The organism is Streptomyces sp. NBC_01537 (genome assembly GCF_045040445.1).
Classification (GTDB): Bacteria; Actinomycetota; Actinomycetes; order Streptomycetales; family Streptomycetaceae; genus Actinacidiphila.
In genome coordinates, this window is the sequence record NZ_CP109392.1 from 2153823 (window position 1) to 2166852 (window position 13030).

Here is a 13030-nt window from a genome sequence, read left to right on the forward strand (position 1 = left end):
GAGGGGGTACCCCCGGGAAGGTCACATTCGTACATCAAAGGTGAAGGCGTGGTGAACAGCGGCTCGGAGGAGCGCTCATGGTCTACTCGGTGGTTCTCGGCATCGTCATCGTCGCGCTCGGCGTCGGCAGCGTCGTCTACACCTTCTGGCACGAGGGAAGCCCGCTGCCCCTGCGCAAGCGGCAACGGCACGACGGTGCCGGGTGACACTGCGTCACCCGGCACCGCTCCCGTTCAGTAGACCTTGCGGTGCCCGCCGCCACCGCCGCGCTTGCGCTCGTACATCTCCCGGCCCGCCGCCGAGCGCTGCTTCCACTCGCGGCGCATCTCCGACCGCAGCCGGTGGTCCGTGCGCGAGGCGATCCACGCGTTCTCGCGCAGCAGCTTGCGGTAGCTGTCCAGCCGGCGATGCGTCAGACTGCCGTCCTCCAGGGCGGCCAGCACCGCGCAGCCCGGCTCGGCGGAGTGCGAGCAGTCCTGGAAGCGGCACTCGGCGGCCAGGCCCTCGATGTCCGAGAAGGCCTGGGTGAGACCGGTGTCGGCGTCCCACAGCCCCACCCCGCGCAGCCCCGGCGTGTCGATCAGCACCCCTCCCCCGGGCCCCGGCAGGGGAAGCAGGTCCCGGGTGGTCGTGGTGTGCCGGCCCTTCCCGTCGCTGTCCCGGGTCGCCTGCACCTCCTGGAAGTCCTTGCCGGTCAGCGCGTTCGTGAGCGTCGACTTGCCCGCCCCCGACGACCCGAGCAGTACGGACGTCGTACCGGCGAGCACCGCCGCCAGCACCTCCAGCCCCTCGCCGGTCGCGGAGCTCACGACGAACACCTGGACACCGGGCGCGGCGCCCTCCGCGTCCGCCAGGAGGTAGGCCGTGTCCTGGACGAGGTCCGCCTTCGTCAGGACGACCAGCGGCTGGGCCCCGCTGGTCCAGGCGAGGGACACGAACCGCTCCAGCCGGCCCAGGTCCAGCTCGGCCGAGAGCGACATCGCGATCGCGGCATGATCGACATTGGCCGCCAGCACCTGCCCCTCCGACCTTTTGGACGAGGTCGAGCGGACGAACGCCGTGCGCCGGGACAGCAGCGCCCGTACGACCGGGCCATCCGAGGGGGTTGTGTCGACCGCCGCCCAGTCGCCCGTGCAGGCGACCTTCATCGGGTCGCGGCTGAACACATCCTCGGTGTCGGCCCGAACGGTCCCGTCCGCCATGGCCACATCGCACAGGCCACGGTCGACCCGCACGACACGGCCGGGCAGCAGACCCTGCCCCGCGTAAGGAGTGAACTCCGCATCCCAGCCTTCGTCCCAGCCGTAGGCGGCGAGGTCATGCTGAGGAGCGGAATCGGAAGAAATGTTGAACAAGGGGAAACCCTTCGGAGGGTGGCCCCGGCAAAGCGCGCGTCATGCGCGGAAGTCGTGTGGTGTCAGCCGGAGGCCACAGGAATGAAAGACATGACGAACTCCTGAATGCGGGCAAAGCCCATCACCGAGACAGTCATCAGATCCTCACCTCCCGCTCCTCAACGAACCAACGGACACTCCCCCGGCGAGCAGCTACACAGCTACGACCCGGAACGATGGAACCGTAACCCTTACCGAGGCTCAGCGCCAGCGATTATCGCCCGGCCACCCCCGACGCGCTGAAGGCCGGGTCAGAGTCGCCCCTACCCTGTCGTAGTTCGCCACGCGGACAACGCCACCGGCTTCCCAGCCCACTGCCGCACCAGGCGGAATCGCCCTGCTCGGTCGAGGACGAACTCGACCGGCGGATGCAACGCCCCCGCGCGGAGCCGAGTGTCATTGGCGCCATGGTTCGAGCGGATTGGCATGCTTTCCTCCGGCGAAGCGACGAGCAGAGGCATCGAGGATCCGGAGAACCCGCGGTTTGGCCCGACCGGTTAACTTTCGGATACACGCTGTCGCGACTGGGGCGACCGTCTCCGTGACCAGACTCTTTGCCTTTAGCTGAAACTCGACGGCACGAACAGGTGTCCGTCAAAAATCGATGGCCATCGCTCAAGGTCCGCCGTCACAGGACAACGGCCCACCGACACATCCGTGTTCAACTGGGTAAAGGACTATCCATTTGTGATCCATGGTCACCTCAACGACTTGACACACAGACCGACATAACGTCACACAGCAACTAAATCGGATCCCTCCATTTGGCAGACTCCCTTCGGTTGACGGCTGACCAGCGGCGACCTGAACGGGGAGGTCAATGATGGGTGAGCAGTACAGCGTCGATCTCGACGCGTTGGAGAAAGCCGCCTCCGGGGTGAACGGCACGCTCGACGAGATCAGCGTGCAGAAGGTGAGCGACATCCCCCACGACACGTCGGCGATGGGCCACGGGGAGTTGGCGAGCACGCTGTCCGACTTCCTCAGCCGCTGGCAGCGCGGCGTGGACAACCTATCCAAGGACGGCCAGGAGATCGCCACCCGGCTGACGGCGAACGTGAACGCCTACCGCGCCGTCGAGGAGCACACCCACCAGCACTTCCACGGCATGCTGCACGGAACCGGCACCGATCCGGGGGTGAGGTGACGGTGGCGGCGCTCGGCCAGACCAACGACGCGACGGCGCTCATACCCGGCGATGTCGCGTCGATCAGCCACACCCTGGCGGCGCTTCAGGCCTACGGCGACCTCCTCCACCTCGCCGGTGAGGGGCTGAACCGCATCGACACCGGCGACGGCTGGAGCGGCGATGCCGCTGAGGCATTCCGCAAGGTCTTTCACGGCCAGCCGAGCAAGTGGCTACGGGCCGGCGACGCCTTCCACCAGGCAGCCGGCGCCCTGGACTCCTACATGACCACGCTGACATGGGCGCAGGGCCAGGCAGCCGACGCGATCAACCAGTGGAACTCGGGGAAGGCGCAGCACGAGGCCGCGCAGGACACGCTGGACAGTGCCCGGGGCCAACTGGACAGCGCCGGCAAGACGGCCGCTGCCGCGGTGGGAAAGGCGCGCGACCTCGCGCCTGCGAAGCCGGGTTTCTGGTCCGATCTCGGCGACGACCTCGGCTCTTTCTTCTCAGGCGCGGGACACGTGGCCAAGGAGGTCGGGGAAACCGTACTGACCGACCTCGCCTCGGTGGGCAATGCCATGGTGCAGGACCCGGGTTCAGTTCTGGAGGTGGCCGGGGGCCTGGGCTTGGCAACGCTCGGCGCCGGCGGGGAAGTGGGCGGGGCGGTTCTGGACGCCACGGGGATCGGACTCGTGCTGGGCGTGCCGGCCGCCGCCGTGTCAGCCACCGCGATCACCGGAGGCCTCGGCATGGCCGGTCTGGGGCTGAACAACATCATCCAGGACGCGGCCGGCCCGGACCGGGTGAACATGACCTCCGACGGGGGCGGAGGCAGCGGCGGGAGTGACGAGGCCCCCAACGGTCCTGGCCATACGCTTCCGGAGCGCGACCCCGACCCGACCGCCACGGCACAGGGCAATCCGGAGACCATCCCAAAGAAGGCCGATCCCGAGACCGTTCGGGCGCTAACCCGTCAGAACGAGGCGGCGGACACGCTGGCCCAGCACGGATACGACGTCGAGCATGCGCCCGACGTGCCGGGCAGCAGGAACCCCGACTACAAGATCAACGGGAAGATATTCGACTGCTACTCACCCAGCGGAGGCAACGCCCGTAACATCGCCTCCGAGATCCAGGGGAAGATCGACAAGGATCAGGCCGACCGCATCGTGCTGAATCTGAGCGACAGCTCCGTCGACGTGGCCAAGATGAACGCCCAGTTGCACGACTGGCCGAACCCGGGGCTCAAGGAGGTCATCGCCATCGACAAGGACGGCAACCTGCTGCACCTCTATCCCTAGCACCTCCCGAAGGACGATCTACATGTCTATTTCCTACAGCCTCGACATCGGGACAGCGACGCCCGCAGCGCAGGTCGCCTGGCACCTGTGCGACCTCGCCCAGTCCGCCGGCCTGTTCGACGCATCGGTCACCCCCGAGCTGGTGACCGACAAGGGCGCGGTGACCTGGAGGGGCATGTGGATTCGCGTGGGTGAGGAGAAGCCGCAGCCGTGGCACCCCGTGATCACCGATCTCGGGTTCACCCCGACCGTCTGGGTACGGTTCCAACTCGCCAGTTCGAGCGAGCACCACTACCAGCAGGACGACATGATCCAGCTGGTGTCCGGCCTGCTGAATCAGGTCCCCGGCGACACCGTACTGCACTTCCAGTTCGAGACGATCTGGCTCCTGCGTCGCGGTCCCGAGCTGAGCCTCAACGAGCGGGACGACCTGTGGCCCCCGCGCCGGCTGGCAGCAGTCTCCCAGACCTATCGCCGCGCCACCCACGAATTCTCCCGGGAGTGACACTCTCGCTGTCGCGGGGTTTCGTGGCGGCCCAGCAGCAATTGGCCATACCGCCACTTGCCTGCAACCTCACATGATCACCCGAACTATGAACAAGCCCTGCCACCCCACGACCTTGCAGACAGCACCTGAGCAGCAAGTATTCGGTCGCAGGGACGATTCGCGGCGGTGAGAATCAGCGGTTGTCCAGGTCCTGGGCACCCGGTCGACCATGCCCAGCGGGTGTGTCATTCAAGGAGATCACCATGGCAGCCGCGGACATGGCAGACGAGAAGTCCTGGTACGCGGTTCGCTGCGTGTTCCAGTGGGATGCCTGGGCGGGCACACCTTACGAGGAGCGCCTGACGCTGTGGCAGGCCATCTCGATGGACCAGGCCATCGCGAGGGCCGAGGGCGAGGCACGGACCTATGCAAGGGAAAACGGCCATCGCTACCTGGAGCTGGCCCAGTGCTACCGCTTGGCCACCGCAGGACGGCCGGACGACGGAGACGAGGTCTTCTCTCTATTGCGCGACAGTCCCCTCGACGAGGAAGCGTATCTGGACCACTATTTCGACTCCGGCCACGAGCACCAGGGCACCACGACCGAGGGATCACGGGGCAGCCCCCAAGCACATGTCCCCGCAAAGTCGCTGCTCGGTCTCCAGCCCATCGTGAGCCGGCCCTTCACCCGGGCTGGACCACCTGGATGCCCTCTGACCGGCCAACGAGCTTGATCACCAGGGCCTTTGGATCAGCCCTGCCCCGGACATCGCGCGCTCGGACGCTGAAGGACATTGATCAGCCGGTGGCCACGGAGGTGGACGGAAAACGCTCCTGGTGGTGGGCAGGGCCGCCGCTAACCCGCTCCGCCGCGACGTCACCACTCCTTCTCAGTCCGGCAGAGGTCTCCCGCCTCGTCCCGCTCAGCCCTCAGCACCCCCTCCGTACAGCAGCGATATCCTGGCCTACCTGCCATCGGACCTCTGCCCCCAGGGGAGTTACTCTTGCCGCAGCTCGCCGTCGCGAACACCCTCTGGGCCGAGTACGAGCAGTTGGACAAGCCGGTGCGGGCTGGCGTCCGCAAGGCGATGGCCAAGTTCCAGACGCTGACCACGGTGGAACTGAGATCGGACAAGGGACTCCAACTCACGGTTGTGTCCCAGGCGCGTGACCCGCGCACCGGACGACGGTAGCGAGACCTACCTTCTCTTGAAGGTGCTGCCGCATGATGCGGCAGCCGTGTGGGCTGCGAGGCGGATCTTCAGTGTCAATGCCGCGACCCACAGGCTCGAAGTGCGCGATGTGGCGGCCATCGAACAGCTGAAGTCCGCACAGGCTGCGACGACTCTTCCATCTCGGCTGTTCGCCCGGTTCTCCGACCGGACCCTGTACGAGCTGGGCATCGACGATCAGACCCTGGAAGCCGTACGCGCGGTCACGGACAGAGCCCAGCTGGAGGCATTCGGGCCCTTGCTTCCCGAGGACCAATTCGAAGTGTTGCAGTACCTGGCAGAGGGATTCACCGCCGAGGAGGTCTTTCGGGACCTGGTGACTGCACGCCGGCCTGCTGCTTCAGACGCCTTCGCTGACGGGGATCTCGCCTCAGCCATCGCTAATACGCGAAGCCGCATCACGTTCGTCGCAGGATCCGCGGAACTAGGGTCTGTTGTGAAAGTGGATCAAGGTCTTGAGTAATCGCATGCTGTGGACTCGGACGGACTGACATACTCCGCGCCGTGACGACTGACAACAGCTCCGGCCCGACTCTGACCACCGGCGAGCGCGACACCGACCTCAACGACCGATTGACCGAGGAATTGGTCGCCTTCAACACAGCCGCCACAGGTGCGGCTGACCGCGGAACGTTCTCGGTCAAGGTCACCGATGAAGCAGGTGAACTGGTCGGCGGGCTGGCCGCATGGACTTGGGGCGGCCTCTGCGGCATCGAGCTGCTGTGGGTTCGCGAGGACAGCCGCAAGGACGGGTGGGGTAGCAGGATCCTGCAGGCAGCTGAGAGGGAGGCACGGCGACGCGGTTGCGATCGCGTCGCCGTCTCCTCTTTCACCTTCCAGGCTCCTGGCTTCTACCAGCGCCACGGCTATGCCGAGACCGGTCGGACCCTGGGTATCCCTGGAGGGCACGCGGACGTGCACCTGTTCAAGTCGCTGACCGATTCGACACCGTCGTGCCAGTCGTAGGCGTGCTGGTCACAGCCATTCGTTGATGGCCGCGACCAGCACCGTCCCTTCGTGGCGGACCGCGAGCTTTTCGTATCTCGTGGCCACGGCCCGGTAGCGCTTGAGCCGGTTCATGCCGCATTCCACCGCGTGGCGCTCCTTGTAGTCGTCCTTGTCGAACTTGGGCGGGCGGCCGCCGCGCGTCCCGAGCTTCTTGCGGTTGCGGACCTGGTCGGCCTTCTCCGGGATCGTGCAGCCGATCCCGCGTCTGCGGAGGTAGGCCGGTTCGCGCGGGAGCCGTACGTCCTGTCCGCGCGGACCCTGTCCGGCTTGGTCCGTGGCCGGCCCAGGCCGATGCGGGGCACCCGGATGCCCTCCAGGACCGGCCGGAACTGCGGGCTGTCGTGCCGCTGCCCGGCGGCGATCAGCAGCGACAGAGGCTTTTGGCCCTGCTCCACGGCCAGGTGCAGCTTGGTGGTCAGCCCGCCGCGCGACCGCCCGAGGCCGTGGTCGTCGGGCTCGGTGAAGACACCGCCGGGAGGCTCCTTCTGCAGTGCCCCTTTTTTACGCGCGCCAGCGGCGTGCTGGTGAGCCCGGGCGACCGTGGAGTCCACGCTCACGTCCCACGTGATCAAGCCCTTCGCGTCGGCCTCGGCCTGCAGCTGCACGAAGATCCGCTTCCAGCTACCGTCCCGTTGCCGGCGTCGGAACAAGTCGTAGACCCGGTCCCAGGGCCCGTACCGCTCGGGCACGTCCCGCCAGGGCGCACTGGTCCGGGTCCGCCACCTTATGCCGTCGATCAACTGCCTACGCGTCCGCGTCGGTGGCCGGCCCGGCTTCTTGCCATTCGGCAGCAACGGCTTCAGCCGGGCCCACTGGCTGTTCGACAGATCACCACGCCCCACGACCAGTGATCATCCACGACCTTGATCCACTTTCACAACACGCCCTAATCCGCTTGCAGGACGAAGAACAGGAAGCACAAAAAGCGGGGCTTGGCCGCGATGGCCTCGGGGAACAGCTCACGGGCGGCGGGGTCAGGATCTGGCTCGCTGATGACCGTTATCCGGAAGCCTGCCGCGGTGAAGGCGTCGGTCATCGCGTGCAGCGGCCTGTGCCAGATACTCATCAGGGCGGTCTGGCCGCCTATCGTCCACTCGTCGGTCCAGTTGGTGGTGTCTAAATACTCGGCCTCGCGCCCGGCCTGGTGGTGCATGGTGACGATTGCGAAGGGATGGTCGACGGACGCGATCAGCCGACCGCCGGGCTTGAGTACGCGTCGCAGCTCGGCCAGCGCCGGCCCCCAGTCCTCCAGGTAGTGCAGCACCAGGGACGCGACGACATCGTCGAACGTGTCGTCAGCGTAGGGAAGGGGGCTGCCCAGATCGGCCACCTGCAGGTCCGCACCCGCGCCGAGCCGTCGCCGGGCCAGTTCCAGCATCCCGACACTCGCATCGAAGCCGCTCACGAGGGCGCCACGGTCACGCAGCGCCGCGAACAGGGGCCCGGAGCCGCAGCCGGCGTCGAGGATCCGTCGGCCGGCTACGTCCCCGGCGAGGGCCAGCATCGCGGGACGTTCGTAGTAGGCATTGATGAGGTTGGTTTCGTTTTCGCTCGTGTACGCCTCGGCGAAGCTGGTGTAGTCGTTGACCTTCGGCGGATGCCCAGTCAAAGCGGACGGCGAGGTGCGCCCGGCGTGGCTCGCGTGCCCTTGCTGCTCGTCAGAAGTCATGGCGCGAGGGACGCTAGCCGCATCAGCTCGGTTCCTGTTCTGACCATAAATGCGTCCGCTCCCAGAGCCCGTCCGCGACTGGGTCTCGGCTCACAGATCTTCGGGCAGGTCTGGGCGCAGTCGGTGACCTTGGCCGACGGTCTCAGCGCTACGCCAGGCCGGCCGCCGTTGAGCACGGGCCGGTGCTGAAGGGCTTCGGGCTGGCCTGTGGCTTGGGGCTCGGCCTCGACCAGGTCGTCAATCTGACCCCCGACTCGCGGTTTCAGGAGCATGCGGCAGTGATACGCGTCGAAAGGGAGTGCACGGCACGCTCGGCGGCAAGAAGTCCGCCCTGACGGTGTCGGTGATCTGGGGTCGGCCTGTCGTGTCGTGCGGGGCCTGTCCGGATTCCGTACAGGCCCCGGAACTGGGCTTGATCCGCTTTGACGGACATCTGAGATCAGGGGTTCTGCCCCGGGAGGATGTCCATCAAAGCGGATCAAGCCCACAAACCGTAGCCCTTGCCCGACCTCGGCGCCACCGATTATCGGGCGCGTGCGGCTTTAGTTCGGGCTGAAGGTGATCACCGGGGTGTAGTCGGTTCCGGCGTTGAATTCCACCTGCTGGGTTCGGGTCGGTGAGCCGATCTTGCTCAGCGGCAGCGTCCAGGTGTATTTGGAGCCGCTGACCGTGTTGGTGGGATTGGGTGTGACCGCGGTCCATTTCCAGCTGGTTGACCGGCTCCGGTAAAGAACGCCGTTTTCGATCATGTAGTCGGCGCCGAGGGCTGAGGGCGACGGATAGGGGAGCTGGTAGCCGGTCGCGGTGTTGCCGTCGGTGTTGAAGAAGGCGTGGTAGAAGCTCTCCGAGGTGTTGAAGGACGCCTTGAGGGTGACGGTTCCGGAGGATGCGCAGGCGGAGTAGCCGGTGATGGCGCCCGAGCCTGTGGTGCGGGCGCAGGTCGTACCGTCATCGCTGCCCGACCCGGTCGTGCCGGCTTCGTCGGACGAGTCCTTCTCCGCCGAATCGGCAGCGGCGGCTGCGGTCTGGCCCGACTTCGTGGCGGTGGAGGACCCCGTGGCAGACGTGTGAGCCGACGGGTGTGTCCCTGCCTTGCCCGTTGCCGTTGTGGACACCGACGGGGTCGGCGACGCGGAGGTGGGGGCCACGCCGGCTCCGGCAGGCGGCTGGGGAGAGTCGGTGACGCTCCCGCCGGACCTGTCCCCACTCGCGGTGTCACCGGCTTTGCCGCCGTCTCGCAGGAGCACTCCTACGACGAGGGCGCCCGCGACCAGCAGGAGGCTCGTTGCTCCGGCGGCGAGCGCCAGTCCGCGCCGCCCGGGCCGGCGCGGCGCCGATGCCTCCTCGGCGACCGGCACCGGATCGGACGGGGCCACGGGCTCACGTCGACGCCATGCCCAATCGGCGGGCGGGGAAGGCTCGGAGGAAGAGCGCGGAGCGGGCGACGCCCCCGCCGACCCCGGGGCCCGCCTCGTCACACGGCTCGGCAGCGGTGGCGGTACGGAGCGGGCTTCCCCTTGCGGAGCGGCCGTGGCCCCGGCCGACGCCGACTCCGGCTTACGCTTCGGCAGCCGCTTGGGCAGTGGGGGCGGTGCGGAGCGAAGCTCCCCTTGCGAAGCGGCCGCAGCGCCTGCCGGCCCCGGCCCCTGCCCCTGTTCCGGCTTCCGCTTCGGTAACCAGCTGGGCATCCTGTCCTGTCTCTCTCTTCCTTTGTGTCGCGTCACGAGCCGGACACCTGGCCAGGAGCGACAGTGCGCCGAAGATATCAGCGAAGCTTCGGCAGTCCCGAACGAACGTCTGAATCTCCCGTCCTCCCACAACGGGTCAGCCGAAGGCGTTGACCCCGTCGTTCGTCTGCGGCTCGGCGGTCTGCCACTGCTGGGGGTTCAGCAGACGGGTCCGTTCGGCGATCCGGTGCAGGGCGGCGATCGTGGCGTCGGTGAGGGCCGCACCGCTGTATCCGACGTAGGCCACCACGCCGGGCGCCGGTTCCCAGGCCAGCAGGCCGTCGCCGATCAGTGCGGAGGTGACGACGGCGGGCTTGCCGTGCACCGTGCCGGCCGCCCGGACCCCCGCGACGTACAGCTGGTCCTCGAATCCGCCGCAACGGACGACGCCGGTGAACGTCACCCCGGAGGAGAGCGCCGCTGCCTCCCCTACGCTGTCCGTGCCGTAGCGGACCTCGCGCATGTCGCGGGCCCGTGCCGTACCGGCCGCCGTCACCGAGAACCCGGGCGGCGGTTCGACCTCGGCCCGGCCGGCCGTGACGGTCGTCGCTGCGGCGATCCTGACCAGTTCGGCCTCCGGCAGATCACCCCGGACCCGCGCGTACCTGCCACCGATCCGCCAGGTGATCTGACCGGCCTTGACCGTACGCCCCGAGTCAGGCGCGGCCACCGGGAACGTCACCACCGCACTGTGCCTGCCCAGCGAACCGTCGTGCCGCCGTACGGTCACCGTCCACGGGCCCGAACCCGACGCGCGGTCACGCTGGTCCCAGGCCGAACCCCGTTGCAGGGCCGCCCACTTGATCACCAGGCCGGGTGTCTGCTCCGGCGCGACGTCGGCGTCCGGGCCCTCCGGGAAGACGATGACGGACAGGGACGACGTCGACGAGGCCCGCGCCTGGGCCGCCCGACGCGGCTCGCCCGGACTGCTCACCTTCACGATGGCGCCCGTGAGGACCGCGGCAGCGCCCGCGGTCACCCCGACCGCGATCATCCAGCGCCGCGGCTTCCACCTCGGCCGGTCCGGGCCGCTGCTGAGAATCTCCCCCATGTGAGCAGTCTTCTCCGCCTGCGGCCCGGCTGTACGGCACGAGCCGTAAACCACCGTGCGGGAGCGGCCGGTGCCGTAGCCTGGCGCGTTGCCGCCCGGACGGACCCTGAAACCCCGTGGCGCCGCGCACGCCGCCAGTGGGAAGGTGAGCGCACCGAGGGGCGTAGCTCAGCAGGCCAGAGCAGCGGACTCCAAACCCGCGCGTCGCAGGTTCGAATCCTGCCGCCCCTGCCCAGGACCAGGCGAGTTGGTACCCGCCGCTTCCCAGACTGTCGAGGGTCAAACAAGATCCCATAAGTGATTCACAGTCTCGTTGAACACACCTGCCACCACAGCCGTATTGAACGGGAAGTAGGGGCCACTGGTACTAGGTCAGTAACGAGGAGTCCAGATGTCGCACGCCGTTCCGGGCCTGTATCGCCGGCGGATCATCATTGCCAGCGCAGTCGGTGGCGCAGTGTGCGCCGTCGCGATAGTGGGCAACGCCATGGCGGGCCAGAGCTCGACCACCAACGCGACCACAAAGGCGGCTACGAACGCGGCCGGCCAGCAGATTGTCTGCCCGGCCGTCGCTCCCTCGCTGCCGGCGATCCCGGCCTCGGCCAAGGCCGAGGTGGACCGCAATCTCGCGCTGTTGGACACGCAGATCGCCGAGGCCAACCAAAGGCTCATCAGCACTCAGGGCCAAGGCGGCCCGAACTTCGTCAACAACGCCATTCTCGGCCCGCTGAAGGACAAGCGGATCTCCACCATCGACCGGATCGCCATCGCGATCGGGCGCACCTCGGCCAAGCCGGCCGGGCTGGACGCCCTCGCCCCGTGCAGCCTGTCCACGGCCGGCGCCTCGGCGAATCCGTCGGCCGTCGCCTCGTCCCCGGCCGCGTCGGGGGCCGCGTCCGCGTCCGCCTCCGCGACCAACGCGGCGGGCCAGGGCCAGAACCAGGCCGACGGCGTGAACCGCACGAACGGCCCGCAGGTGGCCGACTTCGTCGACATCACCAAGGTCGCACCGAACGTGCTGCAGAAGCCCCGCACCCAGGCCGCCGGCTCCAAGGGCACCTTCACCTCACGCTGTGGTGTGAACAAGCAGGGCCAGCACAACTCCGACAACGTGATCGTGGCCCCGGGTGTCGTCAACGGCGCCCACCACATCCACGACTACGTCGGCAACAAGGACGTCAGCGGCGCCTCCACCAACGAGTCGCTGATCGCCCAGGGCACCTCGTGCACCAACGGCGACCAGTCCGCCTACTACTGGCCCGTCGTCCGTGACCTCACCAAGGTCGGCGCCGACGCGAATCTGGCTCAGGGCGGCGGCGGCGAGGGCAACATCGGTGCGATCCTCGTGCCGACCAGCGCCACCATCACCTACAAGGGCAACGCGGCCTCCAAGGTGACCGCGATGCCGCAGTTCCTGCGGATCATCACCGGTGACGCCAAGACGCTCACGAACGGCCTCGGCAACGCCAACGCCCACTGGAGCTGCACCGGCTTCGAGAACAAGGTCCAGCTCACCGAGCAGTACCCGCTCTGCCCCAGCGGCAGCAAGGTCGTCCGCACCTTCGAGTTCCAGAGCTGCTGGGACGGCAAGAACACCGACAGCGCCAACCACCGCAGCCACGTCGCCTTCCCCGACAAGGCCTCGGACGTCTGCCCCACCGGTTTCGTGGCCATCCCGAAGCTGACGATGCGCCTCACCTACAAGGTGCCGGCCGGCCCGAACTACGCGGTTGACGGCTTCGTGGAGCAGCAGCACAAGGCGAGCACCGACCACGACGACTTCATCGAGGTCATGAGCGTCGGCCTCCAGAAGAAGGTCGCGAACTGCATCAACACCGGCCAGCGGTGCTGACCGGCTGACCGACCGCACCATCCGCCGCCGGGCGGGCAGGGCAAAAGCCCTGCCCGCCCGGCGGTTGTGTCCAGGGCCTGTCCGGTGGATCTCCGTGGGTGAAGGAGCGGGGTCTGGTGCCTGTGATCGCAAGGCGCCGGAGCGCCCACAGGGTGGTTTCCTGTGGGCCCGCCGCGCCAG

Annotated in this window: 14 protein-coding genes and 1 tRNA gene; 10 read left to right on the forward strand and 5 right to left on the reverse strand. The window is 67.9% G+C overall.

The features are described 5' to 3' along the window. Positions 1-77: 77 nt before the first annotated feature. The gene (locus OG607_RS09970; protein ID WP_405721421.1) at positions 78-206 is read left to right on the forward strand and encodes a hypothetical protein; all 129 of its coding nucleotides are present in this window, start codon (positions 78-80) and stop codon (positions 204-206) included. Between the two features lie 27 nt (positions 207-233). Here the strand turns inward: OG607_RS09970 and rsgA are convergent, their stop codons facing one another. After that, positions 234-1355 carry a ribosome small subunit-dependent GTPase A gene (gene rsgA / locus OG607_RS09975; protein WP_405721424.1) on the reverse strand — a complete coding sequence of 374 codons (1122 nt, stop codon included), beginning with the start codon at positions 1353-1355 and terminating at the stop codon, positions 234-236. Between the two features lie 859 nt (positions 1356-2214). On the opposite strand from rsgA, the gene OG607_RS09980 reads away from it, so the two are divergent. From OG607_RS09980 to OG607_RS10010, 7 genes are all read left to right on the forward strand, one after another. Further along, positions 2215-2541 (forward strand): hypothetical protein, encoded by a 327-nt coding sequence (locus tag OG607_RS09980; RefSeq protein ID WP_405721427.1) that lies wholly within the window; start codon positions 2215-2217, stop codon positions 2539-2541. 2 nt (positions 2542-2543) lie between these two features. Then, the gene (locus OG607_RS09985) at positions 2544-3824 is read left to right on the forward strand and encodes a putative T7SS-secreted protein (RefSeq protein WP_405721430.1); all 1281 of its coding nucleotides are present in this window, start codon (positions 2544-2546) and stop codon (positions 3822-3824) included. Positions 3825-3846: 22 nt separating this feature from the next. After that, positions 3847-4329 carry a SitI3 family protein gene (locus OG607_RS09990; protein WP_405721433.1) on the forward strand — a complete coding sequence of 161 codons (483 nt, stop codon included), beginning with the start codon at positions 3847-3849 and terminating at the stop codon, positions 4327-4329. A 245-nt stretch (positions 4330-4574) separates the two neighbouring features. Next, positions 4575-5045 carry a hypothetical protein gene (locus OG607_RS09995; RefSeq protein ID WP_405721436.1) on the forward strand — a complete coding sequence of 157 codons (471 nt, stop codon included), beginning with the start codon at positions 4575-4577 and terminating at the stop codon, positions 5043-5045. Between the two features lie 270 nt (positions 5046-5315). Then, a complete protein-coding gene (locus tag OG607_RS10000) occupies positions 5316-5504 on the forward strand; it encodes a hypothetical protein (protein ID WP_405721438.1) in 189 nt (62 codons plus the stop codon). Continuing rightward, complete coding sequence (locus OG607_RS10005; RefSeq protein ID WP_405721441.1) at positions 5479-6006, forward strand: hypothetical protein; 528 nt, start codon at positions 5479-5481, stop codon at positions 6004-6006. Before OG607_RS10000 ends, OG607_RS10005 begins: the two co-directional genes overlap by 26 nt. A gap of 41 nt (positions 6007-6047) precedes the next feature. Beyond that, positions 6048-6509: a GNAT family N-acetyltransferase gene (locus tag OG607_RS10010; RefSeq protein ID WP_405721444.1), complete on the forward strand. Its 462-nt coding sequence runs from the start codon at positions 6048-6050 to the stop codon at positions 6507-6509. Positions 6510-6518: 9 nt separating this feature from the next. Here the strand turns inward: OG607_RS10010 and OG607_RS10015 are convergent. The 4 genes from OG607_RS10015 to OG607_RS10030 form a co-directional block, all read right to left on the reverse strand. Continuing rightward, a protein-coding gene (locus OG607_RS10015) for an IS5 family transposase (RefSeq protein ID WP_405721447.1) occupies positions 6519-7393 on the reverse strand; the annotation gives its coding sequence in 2 pieces (ribosomal slippage) (positions 6519-6769 and positions 6769-7393; 876 coding nt in all). A gap of 44 nt (positions 7394-7437) precedes the next feature. Then, positions 7438-8220, reverse strand: coding sequence for a class I SAM-dependent methyltransferase (locus OG607_RS10020; RefSeq protein ID WP_405721449.1), 783 nt, complete (start codon positions 8218-8220; stop codon positions 7438-7440). Between the two features lie 542 nt (positions 8221-8762). Further along, on the reverse strand, positions 8763-9596 hold the full coding sequence (locus tag OG607_RS10025) for a hypothetical protein (RefSeq protein WP_405721452.1): 834 nt from the start codon (positions 9594-9596) through the stop codon (positions 8763-8765). A 448-nt stretch (positions 9597-10044) separates the two neighbouring features. Then, the gene (locus OG607_RS10030) at positions 10045-10998 is read right to left on the reverse strand and encodes a hypothetical protein (protein ID WP_405721455.1); all 954 of its coding nucleotides are present in this window, start codon (positions 10996-10998) and stop codon (positions 10045-10047) included. Positions 10999-11155: 157 nt separating this feature from the next. Between OG607_RS10030 and OG607_RS10035 the strand changes: the two genes are divergently transcribed. Both OG607_RS10035 and OG607_RS10040 read left to right on the forward strand, forming a co-directional pair. Beyond that, positions 11156-11229, forward strand: a tRNA-Trp gene (locus tag OG607_RS10035). 160 nt (positions 11230-11389) lie between these two features. After that, a complete protein-coding gene (locus OG607_RS10040; RefSeq protein WP_405721457.1) occupies positions 11390-12850 on the forward strand; it encodes a DUF1996 domain-containing protein in 1461 nt (486 codons plus the stop codon). Positions 12851-13030: the final 180 nt, after the last annotated feature.

Coding starts and splice junctions, on each gene's coding strand:
- OG607_RS09980 (WP_405721427.1), top strand. CDS start 2,215: ATGATGGGTGAGCAGTACAGCGTCGATCTCGACGCGTTGGAGAAAGCC.
- OG607_RS09990 (WP_405721433.1), top strand. CDS start 3,847: ATGTCTATTTCCTACAGCCTCGACATCGGGACAGCGACGCCCGCAGCG.
- OG607_RS09970 (WP_405721421.1), top strand. CDS start 78: ATGGTCTACTCGGTGGTTCTCGGCATCGTCATCGTCGCGCTCGGCGTC.
- OG607_RS10030 (WP_405721455.1), bottom strand. CDS start 10,998: ATGGGGGAGATTCTCAGCAGCGGCCCGGACCGGCCGAGGTGGAAGCCG.
- OG607_RS10040 (WP_405721457.1), top strand. CDS start 11,390: ATGTCGCACGCCGTTCCGGGCCTGTATCGCCGGCGGATCATCATTGCC.
- OG607_RS09995 (WP_405721436.1), top strand. CDS start 4,575: ATGGCAGCCGCGGACATGGCAGACGAGAAGTCCTGGTACGCGGTTCGC.
- OG607_RS10020 (WP_405721449.1), bottom strand. CDS start 8,220: ATGACTTCTGACGAGCAGCAAGGGCACGCGAGCCACGCCGGGCGCACC.